Source organism: Acinetobacter halotolerans (genome assembly GCF_004208515.1).
GTDB lineage: Bacteria > Pseudomonadota > Gammaproteobacteria > Pseudomonadales > Moraxellaceae > Acinetobacter > Acinetobacter halotolerans.
This window is the reverse complement of the sequence record NZ_SGIM01000002.1, coordinates 14,002-31,346: the sequence shown is the minus strand read 5'-3', so window position 1 is coordinate 31,346 and position 17,345 is coordinate 14,002. Positions and strand designations below refer to the sequence as shown.

The window sequence follows — 17,345 nt, the reverse complement described above, 5'->3', positions numbered from 1 at the left end:
ATCAATTAACCTTAGCCTATTTCAACGTATCCCGTTGTAGAACGTAAGGAAAAGAATTCCAAAGCTAATTTATAAATTTAAGCTACTGTTTTTAGAGAAAATTGCTCAGCATATTTCGAAAGTTGTTCAAAGGTAATAGATGCACCACCACATACAATCACCAGCACATCCTCCGTTGGCGAAAAGCTAATTTTTTTATCATATAGAACAGATAGTGTTGCGCCACAAGCAGGCTCAACCAATGTTCGATGATCATCTAAAAATTTCAGACATGCAGTTACCGCGTCTTGATCCGAAACAGTCATAGCTTGAACATTTTCACTTTGCGAAATGAGAAATGCATTTTCACAGACTTGTTTTGCTGCAAGTGTTGTTGCAATCCCCGTCACTTCTTCTAACTTTATATGCTTGCCCATCTTCATTGCAGTATTCAAAGAAGCGGTTCCATCCGTTTCAATCGCATAAATTGGAATATCTAGATGATTCCGTTTTAGGCCTTGATGAATTCCAGAGATTAAACTGCCTCCTCCTACTGATAAAATGACAGCATTCGGATAAATGCCATCCGCAATCACTTCATCAATAATCGTTGCAACACCATCCCATAAATATTGATCGTCGAAGGGATGAATATAAATGGCTTCATCATTCACCAATGAAAGTGCCAGTTCATTGGCTTCCACCCAAGATTCACCTTGGACAATCACCTCAGCATCTTGTTGTAGCATTAAATCAATCGCTTTTTGCGAAGTCGTTTTAGGAACAATAACGGTGACAGGAATATTAAGTGCTTTTCCCATATAAGCGACTGAAATACCAGCGTTACCACCAGAAGAGCTAATGAATTTCTTTGCCCCTTTTTCTACGTATTTTAGACAGGCATTGCCGATACTTCTTTGCTTAAAAGAACCTGTAGGCTGAGCAGATTCCATTTTCAACCAGACATTACAGCTATTGAGTTCGCTTAATTCACTTGATCTAATTAATGGTGTTTTCATCGTGATTGTTATTCCATCCTGCTATAAATATGTACCATTCATGGTCGGTTAGGTCATCGTCACCGACCACTTTTATAACATGAATATTCAATCTTTTTTAGCGCTTAAACTTTTGGCAATTTTAGCAAGTTCGACAAATTCCTCACGCATTTGATAAGGGTCAGGTTGAGCAGACTGCTGTGCCAATTGAATAATTTGATCCCATCCGACTGAACCATTGTATTGCCCACCTTTGAGTTGTTGAGCATAAGAGGCAACAGCGACCGCAAAACGAGTATCACTATGCGCCTGAGCAAGCGGTTTACTGCCCATTTTCACGGCTTGATTCAATAAAATACTCTTATCTTGATTCGGTAGCTTATAGCGTAAATTCACAAAAGCGTATTCTGATTTTTTAGTGGCATCGGGCTTTGTTTGTGCTTGATAGCGCGAGTCATTTAACCAGCCCTGCTGACCAGCGGGAATAATTTCATAAAATGCGGTCACACGATGCCCTGCACCGATATCTCCCGCATCCACTTTATCATTATTAAAATCTTCTTGTTTCAACATGCGATTTTCATAGCCAATGAGACGGTACTCTTTGACCGTTGCAGGATTAAACTCGACCTGAATTTTGACATCTTGCGCAACCGTTGCAAGTGTCGATGAAAGCTGACGCTGTACTACTTTTTTGGCCTCATTTTTATTGTCGATATAGCTATAATTGCCATCTCCTGCATCGGCCAATTGTTCCATTAATTGCTCATTATAGTTTCCTGTACCGAAACCTAATGTAGTGAGTGAAATACCACTTTTACGTTTTTCAGTTACCATTGATTTTAAAGTGTTAAAGTCGGTGATCCCCACATTAAAATCACCATCGGTGGCTAAGAGAATACGGTTAATTCCATTTTTCACAAATGCCGTCTCAGCTTGCTGATATGCCAGTTGGATCGCTCGCTCACCTGCGGTTGCACCATTCGCTTTTAATGCATTAATGACACTTAAAATCTTATCTTTTTGATCTCCTGAAGTCGGTTTAAGCACCAGTTTTTCACCACTGGCATAGGTAATAATCGTGACTTTATCTTGTGGTCGTAATTGCTCAGTCAACAAGCGCAATGTTTGCTTCACCAATGGCAACTTATCTGGCGCACTCATACTCCCTGAGACATCTATCAAAAAAACTAAATTTGCAGGTGGCAATTGCTTGACCGATAAGTCCTTGGCTTGAATTCCGATTTTGATGAGTTTGGCATTTTGTTTCCAAGGCGAATCCACTGTTTCCGTGGTCACTGAAAATGGATGTATGCCAATAGGTTGTGGATACTGATAGTCAAAATAATTAATCATTTCTTCGATACGAACCGCATCTGCTGGCGGTAAACGACCATCATTTAAAAAACGGCGCGTATTGCTATAACTTCCTGTATCCACATCAATGCTAAAAGTTGAGATTGCTTGATCAGAAACTCTAAAAACTGGGTTAACTTCATTTTTCTGATATTTTTCGGTGTCTTGTTCTAAGCGTTGTTGTTCTGAAATGGGTACTGGCATGACCGCCTGTGCAAAACTTGGTGCTCGCACCTGCTCATATGCTCCTATCCCAGTCATACTTTGTGGGGTATTTGGTACTTGTTGGCAGGCTGCTACCAAACCACTGAGCAATGATAATGCAAATATTTTTGTGCCTTGATACATTTTATAATCCCAAAGTTTTATTTTGTCTTTTCGAATGAATAGTAATATTCACGTTATTGTATGCAAAAAAATATAAAGACACCGTATTCGAATGTATCTATCACTCTTTCTTAGTCACTACGCTGATTCAGCCATACGCATAGCATTCCAAACTTTTACAGCATCACTTGTTGCTTTCACGTCGTGTGCTCGCACAATGCTTGCACCTTGTTGAATACTGAGTAAATGCCCCGTCACACTACCGACCACTCTCTCTTGGGCGGCAACACCATTCAATGCTTCGCCAATAAAACGTTTGCGCGACAAGCCTGACAAAATTGGATAACCCATTTGATTGAGCTTCCAAAAATCATGCAGCAGTTGAAAATTTTGTTGGGCGTTTTTAGCAAAACCGAACCCCGGATCAAGAATAATATGCTGAGGTTTAATGCCGATCGCAATTGCTTGCTCCAATCGCTGATGTAGTTCCCTCATCACATCTTCAGTAACATCGTTATATTGGTCGAGTTGATTCATATTGGTTGGTTCGCCACGCATATGCATCAATACCACTGGAATGTTGAGTTCAGCAGCGGTTTCTAATGCTTGCGGACGAGTCAATGCACGCACATCATTCCAAATATGTGCACCTGCTTGGATGGCTGCACGTATCACTTCAGGCTGACTGGTATCGATCGATATGATCACATCATATTTTGATAATTCCTGTACCACAGGAATCACACGGCGAATTTCTTCTTCAACAGCAACTGGCGAGGCATTCGGGCGAGTAGATTCACCACCTATATCAATAATGGTGGCGCCATCCTCAATCATTTGCAGCGCATGTTTGATGGCTTGATCTCGGTGATGATACTGCCCACCATCGCTAAATGAATCAGGTGTTACATTGAGGATTCCCATAATGTGAGGCTGAGATAAATCTAATGTAAAACGACCACACTGTAACTGCTGCTGTGGTAATGGCATCAACTTCATCAAAACACTCCTCACTTTAATCACATTATATTAACAAGAACAATGTTTAATGTTTGATGATTTATTTTCAGCTTAGGTCAAAACCAAGACAAAAAAAGAGCGACCTAAGTCGCTCATTCTTTCTAGAATCGTTTAACTCATTGCTGGCAATGGTGGTGGTGTAGACGGACCATCTTTAGGCGGTTCAAAATCAGCCACAGGATTTTCAGCTACATATACTTTTGGTGGTTGTGGTTCACGACCTTCCATGATGTCACGGATTTGGTCACGATCAATGGTTTCCCAATCCATCAACGCTTTTACCATTGCATGTGCGATATCTTGATTATTTTCTAAGATATCACGAGCAACTTTGTACTGCTGATCAAGAATACGACGTACTTCTTCATCCACTTTTTGTTGAGTGGCTTCAGAAATAGTGCGACTACCGACATTACCGAAGAAACCGCTTTGGTTTTCATCTTCATAAACCATTACACCAAGCGCATCAGACATACCGTATTTTGTGACCATAGCACGTGCCATTTTCGTTGCACGTTCAAAATCATTCGATGCACCAGTAGACATTTGGTTAATGAATACTTCTTCTGCAATACGACCGCCAAATAAAATGGAAAGTTCATTCAGCATCTTATCTTTATAGTGACTGGTTTGGTCTTGTTCAGGAAGCTGCCAAGTAACGCCTAGCGCCCAACCACGTGGCATGATCGTAACTTTATGCACTGGATCTGTACCTGGTAAGATTTCAGCAACAATCGCATGTCCTGCTTCATGGTAAGCCGTTGCACGACGTTCTTCTTCACGAAGTACCATCGATTTACGTTCAGGTCCCATATAAATCTTATCTTTCGCATCTTCGAAGTCATGCATATCTACCGTATTTTTATTACGGCGAGCAGCAAACAATGCCGCTTCGTTGACTAAGTTTGCGAGCTGTGCACCCGAAAACCCTGGTGTACCACGTGCAAGAATTTTAAGATCCACACCTGTTACAGAAGGAAGCTTCTTCAAGTGTACATTGAGGATTTGCTCACGCCCACGAATATCAGGCAAGCCAACCATCACTTGACGGTCAAAACGACCTGGACGAAGAAGTGCTTTATCGAGAACATCAGCACGGTTGGTGGCAGCAATAACGATAACACCTTCGTTGCCCTCAAAACCATCCATCTCGACCAACATTTGGTTAAGTGTTTGCTCACGTTCATCATGACCACCACCTGTACCTGAACCACGGTGACGACCAACTGCATCAATCTCATCAATAAAGATGATACATGGTGCATTTCGTTTTGCTTGTTCGAACATATCACGAACACGCGATGCACCCACACCAACGAACATTTCAACGAAATCAGAACCTGAAATACTAAAGAATGGAACTTTGGCTTCACCAGCAATTGCTTTCGCTAATAAGGTTTTACCCGTACCAGGAGGACCAACCATTAACACGCCACGCGGAATAGTTGCACCAAGACGTTTAAATTTGGATGGGTCTTTCAAGAAATCAACGATTTCAACCACTTCTTGTTTTGCTTCATCACAACCAGCAACATCCACAAAAGTGATCTTGATTTGATCTTCAGATAGCATTTTGGCTTTTGACTTACCAAAACTCATTGGGCCGTTCTTACCACCGGCACCGCCCCCCATGTTGCGCATAAAGAACATGAACAACAAAATAATGAGCAATATTGGGAAACTTGCGATGAGAAGTTGCATCAAAATGCCTTGGCGTTGTGGCGCGATGCCCTCAACCACGACATTTTGTTTGTTTAAGCTTGGTAGCAACTGAGTGTCTTCTACTTGTGGACGAACGGTCTCAAATGGAGAACTATCAGTTTTTTCACCACTGATATTTAAACCATCAATGGTGACTTGTTTAATTTGTCCAGCATTCACCGCTGCAACGAAATCAGAGTATTTCATCGCCGCAGGTTTATTTCGGTCACTGACGTTGCTAAAAATCAAAATCAGAACACCGAGTATGACGAGCCACAATACGGCATTCTTGAAGTAATCGCTCAAGGCTTTATTCCCATATCAATCTAATTTGATCATACCTAATCTTGGCTGACCTTCACAAAAACAGCAATGAATTTGCGTTGCAAAAAACTTAAAAGGTACAAAATGCACAATTTTTAACAACTTGGCAAGTATACTTTTTATTTCAAGGCCTTTTTACGACCTTGTCCAATCAAAAAAACCTCTTTTGATCGAGCACGCGACGCCGCTGGTTTAGCTGTTTTTAATACATCAAAACTATCGACCACTTGTTTTCTAAACTCATCAAATCCAGTACCTTGGAACACTTTAACCAAAAACTGGCCATTCGGTCCTAACACTTTCTGAGCAAAGTCCAAAGCCAATTCACATAAGTAAATTTGACGCGGTTGATCAACAGCCTTATTACCTGATGTATTGGGGGCCATATCTGAAATTACAATATCAACTTGACGCCCATTTAAAATATTTAACAATTTTTCGAAAACTTCTTCTTCGCGGAAATCGCCCTGTAAGAAGGTGACATCTGGCAATGCATCCATGGCTAAAATGTCAGAGGCAACAACCAAACCGTTCGCCCCGACTAATTTACCCGCAATTTGCGACCAACTACCAGGTGCTGCACCTAAATCAACAACCGTCATCCCGGGCTTGATCATTTTATATTTTTCTTGGATCTCAAGTAGCTTATATGCTGCACGTGCACGATAACCTTCCTTTTGTGCTTTTTTTACAAAAGGATCGTCTAAGTGCTCTCTCATCCATACACGACTGCTTTTCGACAATTTTTGATTGGTAATGCGTGTCGCCATAACTCTCTAAATTTCAAAAAACTTCTGATTGATCATTGTACGTGAAAATTCTGCTTATTACAGTATCGGAGCAGTTCAATGCTACGATCTTTTACAGTTTTTTGATTATCACTATTGATCGTTTCAATCGTTTTACGCACATTTGCCTCAAGTGCTTGCATCCTGAATCTATCTTAGATTCAGGATGCAAGCTATACTAGGTCGTTTTTCAAATCAGGTATTTTTCAATGGCAGCTTTATCTATCCATGAACGTAAACGTTTACGTCAAATCGGTCATGCACTTAATCCAGTTGTCATGATTGGTGGTCAAGGGCTTACAGAAAGTGTAATTGAAGAAGCGCATCGTGCGTTAAATGATCACGAATTGATTAAAGTAAAAATTGCGGGTGAAGATCGCGAGGCACGTGCAGCTGTAATTGATGCGATTGTTGAAGCTACTGGTGCAGAAGCAGTACAAAAAATCGGTAAAATCGTTTTGCTCTATAAAAAAGCAGCAAAACAAAATCAACATCTGTCAAACCTCGTACGCTTTGCTCACCTAAGTCAGTAATCGAAATGGCAAGTTATGATCTTTCTGCTTTTGATCGTTTTCACAGTATTAGTGTGGTAGGAGCGATTGAGCAGCTAACCCCAGCAACCTTAAATGTTGCTTTCTGGGTGAGTGATCCAAATCAGTTTTTGATTTATCCAGAAAAAGTCGCGGCACACCCACGTCAGGACTTTTTGTGGGAAAACACTTGTTTTGAACTCTTTGTGGGTGTGAAAGACCAAGATTTCTATCGTGAAATCAACCTCTCCCCTTCACAAGCTTGGCAAGTGTATCAATTTGAAGAATACCGCTTTCCTGAAAATATGCCGCCGGTTGCGGCATACGACATCGAGCTAAATCATTTACAGCGAACCCATTATGGTTTGAATGTCAGCTTAGATTTATCCAAATTTATGCAACAACATCAACTAAAATGGTCTGACTTATATCTAGGCTTAGCAGCAGTATTGAATACTTCACAAGGCGTGCAGTATTTTGCCATGCAGCATAGTAGTCCCCAAGCAGACTTCCATAATAAACGAGATTGGTTACATCAGTTTTAAAACAAAAAAAGCGAGAAATAAATTTCTCGCTTTTTTTCATTCTAACTTAGTGCTTAATTTGCACGTACTTTGTTCCAAGCTTCAACAGCTTGACCTTTAGTACGCTTAAAGCTACCAACTAAAGTATCTTTATGCTTCACTGAAATTTGACTGATGTCATCTTTAAGCTCTTTGCTTACTTTAGTTAAATCTTCGATCAAAGTATTTAACTCAGTTTTCAATGCATTTTTGAGCTCAACCAAGTTACCTTGAGATGAATTCAATTGAGTTTTGATCACATCAATACGCTGTAAAAGATCTTGCTTAAGTTGCGTAAGTTGATTTTGAATATTTTGATTCAATTCTTTTGCTTCAGTCTCAATTTTTGCTTGAGTGTCAGCCAAAGCTTCTTTAACTTGCTCTTGAGTTTCAGCAATCACTTCTTTTGCTTGCTCTTGAGTTTCAGCAATCACTTCTTTCGCTTTCGCTGTTTTTTCTGCAACAACTTCTTTCGCCTTTGCCGTTTTCTCAGCTACAGCTTCTTTCGCTTTTGCAGTTTTCTCAACAACAACGTCTTTCACTTCTTCAGCAGCTGCTGTAGTTTGATTCTCAGCCATTATGATTCCCCTCTATACTGATTGTTGATTTTTTGGCTAGATATAAGATAAAACGCTTTCGCCTAAAACCACCAAAAAATTGTTAGACAATTTGCATAATATCTCAAAAGGTAGATCTAAAAATGACGGATTCTGCAATAGACCCTTATTCAAATCTATAGTGTCAAAGAAATCACGTATTTCCTGTTTTTAATAAATAAAACTCATAGACTTCTCACATACTCATGCGTATAATGCGCTGTTAAGTTATAAGCGAGCAGACCAGAAGGAGGCCATGTTTTTTAAAGACAGCCTGCCTTTTTTTATGTCTTCTCGCTTTTTTACAGCCTTATTTTTGTGGTTTTAGTTCAGGAGCTTTGGTTTGAGCATCCCCGCCATTTTAGCCCTCGCTGATGGAACGATCTTTAAAGGAACGTCTATCGGTGCATCGGGAAATACGACTGGTGAAGTCGTTTTTAATACCGCCATGACTGGCTATCAAGAAATTTTGACTGATCCAAGTTACGCACAACAAATTGTGACGCTGACTTATCCTCATATCGGAAATACAGGCTGTAATAGCGAAGACGTTGAATCAGGTCGCATCCATAAAGTATGGGCGAATGGTTTGATTATTCGTGATCTTCCTTTATTACACAGCAATTTCCGTGCTGAACAATCTCTAAGTGAATATTTGCAACAACACAATGTTGTTGCAATCGCTGATATTGATACACGCAAATTGACACGTATTTTACGTGACAAAGGTGCACAAAATGGTTGCATCCTTGCTGGCGAAAATATTACAGAAGAAGAAGCAATTGCCAAAGCACGTGCATTTGGCGGCTTAACTGGTTTAGACCTTGCTAAAGAATGCTGTGATCCAGAAGGTTTTGAATGGACTGAAGGCTCTTGGGTTTTAAATCAAGGCTTTACTCAACCTGAAATGAAATTTCATGTTGTGGCATACGATTATGGTGTCAAAACCAACATCCTACGTATGCTTGCTGACCGTGGTTGTAAACTCACTGTCGTTCCTGCGCAGACCTCTGCGGAGCAAGTGCTCGCGTTAAATCCAGATGGTGTGTTCTTATCAAATGGCCCTGGTGATCCAGCAGCATGTGATTATGCCATTGCAGCAGTGAAAACCATTGTTGAAACAACAAGTTTACCTGTCTTCGGTATTTGTTTAGGTCATCAAATTTTGGCACTCGCTTCTGGCGCAAAAACCATGAAAATGAATCATGGTCACCACGGTGCTAACCATCCTGTACAAAATCTTGAAAAAGGTACAGTGATGATTACCTCTCAAAACCACGGCTTTGCTGTTGATGAAAGCACCTTACCAACAAACTTAAAAGTGACTCATCGCTCACTGTTTGATGGTACAAACCAAGGTATTCATCGTACTGACAAACCAGCATTCAGCTTCCAAGGTCACCCTGAAGCGAGTCCTGGCCCACATGATTGTGCTCCATTATTCGATCATTTTATTGAATTAATTGAAGCATCTAAACAGTAATCAAGAGCGAGTAAATTATGCCTAAACGTACGGATATTAAAAGCATCTTAATTATTGGTGCAGGTCCAATTGTTATTGGTCAAGCATGTGAGTTTGACTATTCTGGTGCGCAAGCATGTAAAGCCCTTCGTGAAGAAGGTTACCGCGTTATTTTGGTCAACTCGAATCCAGCGACCATCATGACCGACCCTTCAATGGCAGATGCAACTTATATTGAGCCGATCACTTGGCAAACTGTTGCACAAATCATTGAAAAAGAACGTCCAGATGCAGTCCTCCCAACCATGGGTGGCCAAACAGCATTGAACTGTGCACTAGCGCTTGATGAGCATGGTGTCCTAGAAAAATATAATGTTGAATTGATCGGTGCATCAAAAGAAGCAATTGAAAAAGCTGAAGACCGCAAACTGTTTGACATTGCAATGCGTAAAATCGGCTTAGAATGTCCTCGTGCGGATGTTGCTGAAAGCATGGAACATGCCCTGGAAATTCAGTCACGATTCGGCTTCCCAGTGATCATTCGCCCATCATTTACGATGGGTGGCTCTGGTGGCGGTATTGCATATAACAAAGAAGAATTTATTGAAATCTGTGAACGCGGTTTCGATCTTTCACCGACCAAACAATTATTGATTGATGAATCTTTGATTGGCTGGAAAGAATACGAAATGGAAGTTGTTCGTGACAAAAACGACAACTGTATTATCGTATGTGCGATCGAAAACTTTGACCCAATGGGTGTACACACAGGTGACTCCATTACCGTTGCCCCTGCTCAAACACTAACAGATAAAGAATATCAAATCATGCGTAATGCATCGGTTGCTGTTCTTCGTGAAATCGGTGTTGAAACAGGTGGTTCGAACGTTCAATTCGGTATTAACCCGAAAGACGGTCGTATGGTTGTGATCGAGATGAACCCGCGTGTTTCTCGTTCATCTGCACTTGCATCTAAAGCAACTGGTTTCCCTATTGCAAAAATCGCAGCAAAACTTGCGGTTGGCTATACTCTTGATGAATTGAAAAATGACATCACAGGTGGTATCACTCCTGCAAGCTTTGAACCAGCAATTGACTATGTTGTTACCAAGATTCCTCGTTTTAACTTCGAGAAATTCCCACAAGCTGAGCCTGTATTAACAACTCAGATGAAATCTGTGGGCGAAGTCATGGCGATTGGTCGTAACTTCCAAGAATCTGTCCAAAAAGCACTTCGTGGTCTTGAAGTGGGCGTAAGCGGCTTTGATGAAAAAATCGAAGTTGGTGCTGCCAATGCAAAAGACGTTATTCTAAAAGAACTTAAAGTTCCAGGTCCTGAGCGAATTTGGTACGTTGCTGATGCATTCCGTCATGGTTTCTCACTTGATGATGTATTTGAAGCAACTAAGATTGACCGTTGGTTCTTGATCCAAATCGAAGATATCGTTAAAGCTGAAGCCCAAGTAAAAACTTTAGGTTTTGGTGACTTAAACGCTGACAATATCCGTTCATTCAAACGCAAAGGTTTATCAGACCTTCGTATTGCGGACTTGATGGGTATTTCACAAAAGCAATTCCGTAAACAACGTTGGAACTTGGGTGTTTATCCAGTTTACAAACGTGTTGATACTTGTGCTGCTGAGTTTGAATCTGACACAGCCTACATGTACTCAACTTACGATGAAGAATGTGAAGCCAATCCATCAAATCGTGACAAGATCATGGTGATTGGTGGTGGCCCGAACCGTATTGGTCAAGGGATCGAGTTTGACTATTGCTGTGTACATGCTGCTCTTGCAATGCGTGAAGACGGTTATGAAACGATCATGGTCAACTGTAACCCTGAAACGGTTTCAACTGACTATGACACATCTGACCGTTTATACTTCGAACCAGTAACACTTGAAGATGTACTAGAAATCGTTCGTATAGAGAAGCCTAAAGGCGTGATCGTACAGTACGGTGGTCAAACACCTTTGAAATTGGCACGTGCTTTAGAAGAAGCAGGTACGCCAATTATCGGTACATCTCCTGATGCGATTGACCGCGCAGAAGACCGCGAACGTTTCCAACAAATGATTCAACGTTTACAGCTTCGTCAACCAAACAACAGCATCGTGAAATCTGCTGAAGAAGGTATTTCTGAAGCGGCTAAAGTCGGCTATCCATTGGTCGTTCGTCCATCTTATGTATTGGGTGGTCGTGCGATGGAAATCGTCTATAACGAAGATGAACTAAAACGTTACCTTCGTGAAGCAGTTCAAGCATCTAATGAAGCCCCTGTCCTACTTGACCGTTTCCTAGATGATGCAACTGAAGTTGACGTTGATTGTGTATCTGACGGTAAAGACGTCGTGATTGGCGGTATCATGCAGCACATCGAACAAGCAGGAATTCACTCAGGTGACTCAGCATGTTCAATTCCTCCTTACTCTCTTTCACAAGAAGTTCAGGATGAAATGCGCCGTCAAACCGTTGCAATGGCAAAAGAACTTGGCGTAATTGGTTTGATGAATGTCCAGTTTGCAGTTAAAGGCAATGATATTTATATCCTTGAAGTAAACCCACGTGCATCACGTACTGTACCTTTCGTTTCTAAATGTATTGGTGAATCGTTAGCAAAAGTGGCTGCACGCTGTATGGCTGGTCAATCACTCGAGTCGCAAGGTTTCACTAAAGAAATTATTCCTACACACTTTGCTGTGAAGGAAGCTGTATTCCCATTCGCTAAGTTCCAAGGTGTTGATCCAATGCTTGGTCCTGAGATGAAGTCTACAGGTGAAGTGATGGGTGTTGGTCAAACATTTGGTGAAGCATTCTATAAAGCGGTACTTGGTTCAAATGAACGCTTACCAGGCTTGCCAACTGAAGGCGAAGTGAAACATGCATTCTTATCTGTTCGTGAATCAGACAAGAAATATATTGCCAACATCGCTAAACAATTGATTGCTTATGGTTTCAAACTTATTGCAACCAATGGTACTTACCAAGTACTTCAAGAAGCTGGTTTAGCATGTGAAGCGGTCAATAAAGTAACCGAAGGTCGTCCTCATATTGTTGATCGCTTGAAAAATGGTGAAATTCATCTTATTGTCAACACAACTGAAGGCAAACAAGCTCAATATGACTCTGCAATGATTCGTCGTGCTGCCCTCCAAGGCAAGGTGTACTACACCACGACTATCAATGGTGCAGAAGCAGTTTGCCAAGCATTTGCTGTGAAATTGCCAATGGATGTATACCGCTTGCAAGATTTACAAACTGTAGGTTAATTATTTACCAATAAGTCCCGCCACCTTATTGGTGGCGGGCTTTTTGTTTTTTTAATCCTGTATTTTCCCAACCCATTTAGAGGGGACTAGAATGCAACGTTATCCGATGACTCCCGAAGGCAAAATTGCCTTAGAGAAAGAATTACAACAGTTAAAAATGGTTGATCGCCCACGTATCATTCAAGCGATTGCGGAAGCCCGTGAACATGGCGACTTAAAAGAAAATGCTGAATATCATGCCGCACGTGAACAACAAGGTTTTTGTGAAGGTCGTATTCAGGATATCGAAGGTAAACTGGGTGCAGTACAAGAAATTGATGTCAAAACACTCGAACAAAATGGTCGTGTAGTATTTGGTGTGACTGTGACCATTGAAAACCTCGATACCGAAGAACGTAAGACTTATAAAATCGTCGGTGATGATGAAGCAGATTTTAAAATTAATAAAATCTCAGTGAACTCCCCCATTGCCCGTGGGTTGCTTGGCAAAAGTGAAGGTGATGAAGTCAAGATTCAAACACCACAAGGTGAGGTTGAATACGAAATCGTGAGTGTGGAATATATTTAATATTTCATCTTAACTTAACCCCTCTTTAGAGGGGTTTTTGTTCAGCAAGATGTATAACACTTTTGGAGTTAACATGGACACAGCACAGATCAATACCCCATTAAAACATTGGTGTGAGTTCGAGTTTATTTCAAAAACAGTTAAAAATCCCAATATCCATATTAAAGGCAACTACAGTTATTACTCTGCCTATTGGGATCAAGGTTTTGAAAGATGTGTGGTGCGTTATTTACACGATAAACCATCAACACAAGAAAAGCCTATTGATCAGCTTTATATCGGAAACTTCGTCTGCTTTGGTGCAGAGTGCGTGATTATGATGGGTGGCAATCAATTGCATCGACCCGATTGGATCTCGACTTTCCCTTTTGATACCCGTAGCTTTCTACCTGCTGGCGATACTGTGATCGCAGATGGTTGCTGGATTGGCAGTCGAGCTATGATTATGCAAGGAGTTAAACTCGGTGAAGGTGCTGTGATCGCAACAGGCGCTGTAGTTACACAAGATGTACCTGCTTATGCTATTGTCGGTGGAGTCCCTGCAAAACTGATTAATTATCGCTTTCCCCAAGAGCAGATAGAAAAGCTATTGGCTTTGAAGCTTTATGACTTAGATGAAAAGAAATTTTTAAAAATACGTGACCTGTTACAAACAAATAATATTGATCAACTGGCCTATTTCCTTAAAGAAAATTGATTGGTTGTTGAGCTAAACCATTGATATACAATCACTCTGTTTTTTCAGGAAATTTCATTTATTTTCACCAGCAATAATTCTTCAATTTAAGCACATTAAAAACAACTATCCCTATAAAAATACTAGGTTTTATTTTATAAGTAACAGGTTTAATATAGAACTATAAAACATATTTTGAACAAAATTTTATAAACTAAATCCATAGAAGATCGTAGAAATAAGGAGTAATAAACATGACCTATCAAAAAATTTTAGTTGCGATTGATGACTCAGATACCGCAAATAATGTCATTCGGGAAGCCGCTCAACTTGCCAAAGCATTAGATAGCCAAATTACAGTTGTTGGCGTAGTCACATTAGATCCATATCTAGCTGATACCTATTTACGTTTTGGTCAAAGCAATGAATTGATTGAACGGGTTAAAGGCTATGTACAAGACAATCTAACGAAAGCTGAAGAAAAATTCGAAGCTTTAGGTGTTACCGTGTCCACCCAAATATTGGAAGGTCTTTCTGTTCACCAAGAAATTATTGGCGCAGCCCAAAATCTAGGTACAGACCTCATTATTATGGGTTCACATGGACGAACAGGTTTTAAACAATTCGTTTTGGGCAGTGTTGCGCAAAAAGTTTTAGCCGAAAGTCATATTCCAGTGCTGATCATACGTTAAATCTATAAAACACCAATACCCTACTTTTCTTCTACATTTAACTGAATAAAAGTAACAACGGTTCAACCAATAAAAAAGCATGGTAAATATAATGACCATGCTTTTTTATTTTATTTATGCAAGTTTTTACAGCACTTAATTGACCTGAATTGGCTGAGCTTTATCTAAAACACCTTTTGGTAGCTCAGTCGTCGAAACAATTGTTAATGATTGAGCATCTGAAGTGGTATCACTCTTATTTAAGGCGTTCAGCACAATACTGGTTTCTTTAGTGCTTAAGCTATACATTGCGCCTGTTGCAGGGTCAACGATTAACAAACCAATCAAACCACCCAATAAAATATTACCCACATACCAGCCATTTACATGAGAAGAAACATCAATTGTTTTTTTCTCATAGCCTTCCTTTTCAAATACTACACTATAACGCTCAGGCACAAAAAAGCCCGCGCTGCGCTTTAGTTTCACCGTAACAGGTGCTTGACCCACATGTACCTTTTTTCCAGCTTTATTAAAAATAGTAATATCGCTAAGTTCAGGTGTACTTGCAAACGTCATGGTTTGACTTCCACCAGACATAATACTTGCACAGCCCGATAAACTAAGTGCAGCAACCCCAAAAACAATAGATAATTTTTTCATTTCAATACCCAAAAACATACGTAATATTATGTATGCAGATTGTATTTAAAACGTAATTCACATTCAATATACTGATGTCATTTAAGTTTATTTTTTATCAAATGGTCCAACCAAAGATTTTTAGATTTACCTTACCGCTCACTAAACAAACCCCTTCCTCCTCCAGTAAGTTTTGTTGAATATTTTCACCTTGGTCATTTATTCGTGTCACACTGATTCTCCCTTGTGCATTAATCACTCGATGCCAAGGAATCTTGCTCTCTTTATCTAAATGCTTTAATACATAACCCACTAAGCGAGCATGTTTAGGCAGACCTGCTAATTTCGCAATTTGCCCATAACTTGCTACTTTTCCATAGGGAATCAATGCAATAACTTCTAAGATTTGTCGGTGTAGTTCATTCTGATTCAACGTGAAAAAACCTCAAAAAATTGCTATTATGAGTCGAAAACCACACAACAATACTCGCGATCTACATAAAATCTTACTGCGCAAGAGAATCGAATTATGTCATATAAAAAAATTACAACGTTTATCCTTTTTAGTTTTATTTGTGTCGCGTGCAGTACACCTGAGAAAAAATACATAGAATTAGAAACATATCCCAAAAAAATTCATAAAGAAGAAGACCATAATTTACCAGTAGTCTATGTAAGTTTCGTCTATACAACTAATACTCCAAAAGCAAAAGAGCTTGATAATAGAAATCAAATGCTAAGAGAAATAAATATATTAAATCAATACTTTGTAGATGAGAATAATCAAAAAATATTTAAATTTAAACCTTACCGATATTATTCATATCAAAACTTCAGTCAGCGTAAATGTGATTTAGCTTATCAGTTAAATCAACCTAGAGCTTTACTAACAGAAAAGATCCCTGATGCAGTCAAACGTTGTTTTCCATCTCGAAAAGAAAAAGAAGTGCTTTTCATTATTTATGATTCATATAACGAAAAATTTAAATATAAGGACGTGACGAGTTGGGGGTTTCGTAATGGAGGGCAACCTTTTATTTTGATTGACTGGCAGAGATTAAATTATCGAATTCAAGCTGCCACTCCCCATGAAATGGGGCATGCTTTTGGTTTAAGACATGTATGCGCACCAGGCGCGAAGCTAAAAGATTCGACCAACATTATGACCAGCGCGGATTGTAAACTAGGTAGTGGTGGACGACGAAATATTGGATTTAATCGCGAACAAGTTTCAACGATAATGGATTATTATCATAAGGCGAAGTAGTTGCATATAAGGGACTTTGTTGCATAAACCTAGCTTTAACGACTCATTCAGCAATATAATTCGATAATGGCGTAAACTTTATATTGATATAGATGATAAAACATTTCAAATACGGGTAGTTCAGCTTACTACAAATATTGTCAGTGATTCTCAGCTACTCGGTAATTTACTTAATCAAACTCTATAAGGGGCGTAGATTGACTCTGTCTATACAGATAGCGCTTATGACACAAAACACTGACTACTGGTTATTTCGGACAGACAGGCACATGAGTTGATTCAGCTAAGTAAATGCGAAGCCTTGGAAGGATAAAAGAACCCACTCGCTTGAAAAAATGAGCTGCTTCGAACGGGTAAGCATTTAAGTAGGACAATATGGAAAACTCAGGCTACCATTGTTGAAGTTTGGTTGAAATCAAGCACTGCATCAAATTATTAATCGATAAATAGTCAGGAAGGTATTTTCAAGTGAGGTCAATGAGGTACATACGAGAATTGCGGTTCTGAATAAATTTACAGATTTAGGTGTACATCTTACCCAAGTTGTAACTTAAATTTATGTAACTTAAGAGAGCTTCAACTAATAAATCTTTGCGCAACGAAGC

At 39.8% G+C, this 17,345-nt stretch carries 16 protein-coding genes and 1 pseudogene; 9 read left to right on the top strand and 8 right to left on the bottom strand.

Annotated features, from left to right (window positions below):
* Positions 1-77: 77 nt before the first annotated feature.
* The 5 genes from EXE30_RS02230 to rlmE all read right to left on the bottom strand — a co-directional run bounded on the left by EXE30_RS02230 (position 78) and on the right by rlmE (position 6,475).
* Complete coding sequence (locus EXE30_RS02230; RefSeq protein ID WP_130161007.1) at positions 78-998, bottom strand: pyridoxal-phosphate dependent enzyme; 921 nt, start codon at positions 996-998, stop codon at positions 78-80.
* Positions 999-1,085: 87 nt separating this feature from the next.
* Positions 1,086-2,594 carry a vWA domain-containing protein gene (locus tag EXE30_RS02225; protein WP_407641633.1) on the bottom strand — a complete coding sequence of 503 codons (1,509 nt, stop codon included), beginning with the start codon at positions 2,592-2,594 and terminating at the stop codon, positions 1,086-1,088.
* A 204-nt stretch (positions 2,595-2,798) separates the two neighbouring features.
* Complete coding sequence (gene folP, locus EXE30_RS02220; RefSeq protein ID WP_130161005.1) at positions 2,799-3,659, bottom strand: dihydropteroate synthase; 861 nt, start codon at positions 3,657-3,659, stop codon at positions 2,799-2,801.
* A gap of 132 nt (positions 3,660-3,791) precedes the next feature.
* A complete protein-coding gene (ftsH, locus tag EXE30_RS02215) occupies positions 3,792-5,687 on the bottom strand; it encodes an ATP-dependent zinc metalloprotease FtsH (protein ID WP_130161004.1) in 1,896 nt (631 codons plus the stop codon).
* Between the two features lie 137 nt (positions 5,688-5,824).
* A complete protein-coding gene (gene rlmE / locus EXE30_RS02210) occupies positions 5,825-6,475 on the bottom strand; it encodes a 23S rRNA (uridine(2552)-2'-O)-methyltransferase RlmE (RefSeq protein WP_004669142.1) in 651 nt (216 codons plus the stop codon).
* A gap of 227 nt (positions 6,476-6,702) precedes the next feature.
* Here rlmE and yhbY point away from each other — a divergent pair, with 227 nt between their 5' ends.
* Together yhbY and EXE30_RS02200 are read left to right on the top strand one after the other, a co-directional pair.
* A complete protein-coding gene (gene yhbY / locus EXE30_RS02205; RefSeq protein WP_130161003.1) occupies positions 6,703-7,026 on the top strand; it encodes a ribosome assembly RNA-binding protein YhbY in 324 nt (107 codons plus the stop codon).
* 5 nt (positions 7,027-7,031) lie between these two features.
* Positions 7,032-7,568, top strand: a complete 537-nt coding sequence (locus EXE30_RS02200; protein ID WP_130161002.1) for a DOMON-like domain-containing protein — start codon at positions 7,032-7,034, stop codon at positions 7,566-7,568.
* A 53-nt stretch (positions 7,569-7,621) separates the two neighbouring features.
* On the opposite strand, the gene EXE30_RS02195 is transcribed toward EXE30_RS02200, so the two are convergent.
* Positions 7,622-8,164 carry a FliH/SctL family protein gene (locus tag EXE30_RS02195; protein WP_130161001.1) on the bottom strand — a complete coding sequence of 181 codons (543 nt, stop codon included), beginning with the start codon at positions 8,162-8,164 and terminating at the stop codon, positions 7,622-7,624.
* 361 nt (positions 8,165-8,525) lie between these two features.
* Here EXE30_RS02195 and carA point away from each other — a divergent pair, with 361 nt between their 5' ends.
* The 5 genes from carA to EXE30_RS02170 all read left to right on the top strand — a co-directional run bounded on the left by carA (position 8,526) and on the right by EXE30_RS02170 (position 14,852).
* Positions 8,526-9,665 (top strand): glutamine-hydrolyzing carbamoyl-phosphate synthase small subunit, encoded by a 1,140-nt coding sequence (gene carA, locus EXE30_RS02190; protein ID WP_130161000.1) that lies wholly within the window; start codon positions 8,526-8,528, stop codon positions 9,663-9,665.
* 17 nt (positions 9,666-9,682) lie between these two features.
* The gene (carB, locus tag EXE30_RS02185) at positions 9,683-12,916 is read left to right on the top strand and encodes a carbamoyl-phosphate synthase large subunit (protein WP_130160999.1); all 3,234 of its coding nucleotides are present in this window, start codon (positions 9,683-9,685) and stop codon (positions 12,914-12,916) included.
* 91 nt (positions 12,917-13,007) lie between these two features.
* Positions 13,008-13,484, top strand: coding sequence for a transcription elongation factor GreA (gene greA, locus EXE30_RS02180; RefSeq protein WP_130160998.1), 477 nt, complete (start codon positions 13,008-13,010; stop codon positions 13,482-13,484).
* A 73-nt stretch (positions 13,485-13,557) separates the two neighbouring features.
* On the top strand, positions 13,558-14,181 hold the full coding sequence (locus tag EXE30_RS02175) for a CatB-related O-acetyltransferase (protein ID WP_130160997.1): 624 nt from the start codon (positions 13,558-13,560) through the stop codon (positions 14,179-14,181).
* Between the two features lie 233 nt (positions 14,182-14,414).
* Positions 14,415-14,852, top strand: a complete 438-nt coding sequence (locus EXE30_RS02170; RefSeq protein WP_130160996.1) for a universal stress protein — start codon at positions 14,415-14,417, stop codon at positions 14,850-14,852.
* A 135-nt stretch (positions 14,853-14,987) separates the two neighbouring features.
* On the opposite strand, the gene EXE30_RS02165 is transcribed toward EXE30_RS02170, so the two are convergent.
* Both EXE30_RS02165 and EXE30_RS02160 read right to left on the bottom strand, forming a co-directional pair.
* The gene (locus tag EXE30_RS02165; RefSeq protein ID WP_130160995.1) at positions 14,988-15,494 is read right to left on the bottom strand and encodes a hypothetical protein; all 507 of its coding nucleotides are present in this window, start codon (positions 15,492-15,494) and stop codon (positions 14,988-14,990) included.
* Positions 15,495-15,591: 97 nt separating this feature from the next.
* Positions 15,592-15,906, bottom strand: coding sequence for an MGMT family protein (locus tag EXE30_RS02160; protein ID WP_130160994.1), 315 nt, complete (start codon positions 15,904-15,906; stop codon positions 15,592-15,594).
* Positions 15,907-16,002: 96 nt separating this feature from the next.
* Here EXE30_RS02160 and EXE30_RS02155 point away from each other — a divergent pair, with 96 nt between their 5' ends.
* On the top strand, positions 16,003-16,740 hold the full coding sequence (locus EXE30_RS02155) for a zinc metalloprotease (RefSeq protein WP_130160993.1): 738 nt from the start codon (positions 16,003-16,005) through the stop codon (positions 16,738-16,740).
* A 67-nt stretch (positions 16,741-16,807) separates the two neighbouring features.
* A pseudogene (locus EXE30_RS16040) lies at positions 16,808-17,294 on the top strand (transposase); the annotation flags it as partial.
* Positions 17,295-17,345 lie beyond the last annotated feature (51 nt).

What these genes read in the sequence shown, in the direction of transcription:
- EXE30_RS02225 (WP_407641633.1), bottom strand. Translation starts at nt 2,594, where the DNA reads ATGACTGGGATAGGAGCATATGAGCAGGTGCGAGCACCAAGTTTTGCA.
- EXE30_RS02195 (WP_130161001.1), bottom strand. Translation starts at nt 8,164, where the DNA reads ATGGCTGAGAATCAAACTACAGCAGCTGCTGAAGAAGTGAAAGACGTT.
- EXE30_RS02230 (WP_130161007.1), bottom strand. Translation starts at nt 998, where the DNA reads ATGAAAACACCATTAATTAGATCAAGTGAATTAAGCGAACTCAATAGC.
- folP (WP_130161005.1), bottom strand. Translation starts at nt 3,659, where the DNA reads ATGAAGTTGATGCCATTACCACAGCAGCAGTTACAGTGTGGTCGTTTT.
- EXE30_RS02155 (WP_130160993.1), top strand. Translation starts at nt 16,003, where the DNA reads ATGTCATATAAAAAAATTACAACGTTTATCCTTTTTAGTTTTATTTGT.
- EXE30_RS02170 (WP_130160996.1), top strand. Translation starts at nt 14,415, where the DNA reads ATGACCTATCAAAAAATTTTAGTTGCGATTGATGACTCAGATACCGCA.
- EXE30_RS02165 (WP_130160995.1), bottom strand. Translation starts at nt 15,494, where the DNA reads ATGAAAAAATTATCTATTGTTTTTGGGGTTGCTGCACTTAGTTTATCG.
- EXE30_RS02200 (WP_130161002.1), top strand. Translation starts at nt 7,032, where the DNA reads ATGGCAAGTTATGATCTTTCTGCTTTTGATCGTTTTCACAGTATTAGT.
- rlmE (WP_004669142.1), bottom strand. Translation starts at nt 6,475, where the DNA reads ATGGCGACACGCATTACCAATCAAAAATTGTCGAAAAGCAGTCGTGTA.
- EXE30_RS02175 (WP_130160997.1), top strand. Translation starts at nt 13,558, where the DNA reads ATGGACACAGCACAGATCAATACCCCATTAAAACATTGGTGTGAGTTC.
- yhbY (WP_130161003.1), top strand. Translation starts at nt 6,703, where the DNA reads ATGGCAGCTTTATCTATCCATGAACGTAAACGTTTACGTCAAATCGGT.
- greA (WP_130160998.1), top strand. Translation starts at nt 13,008, where the DNA reads ATGCAACGTTATCCGATGACTCCCGAAGGCAAAATTGCCTTAGAGAAA.
- carB (WP_130160999.1), top strand. Translation starts at nt 9,683, where the DNA reads ATGCCTAAACGTACGGATATTAAAAGCATCTTAATTATTGGTGCAGGT.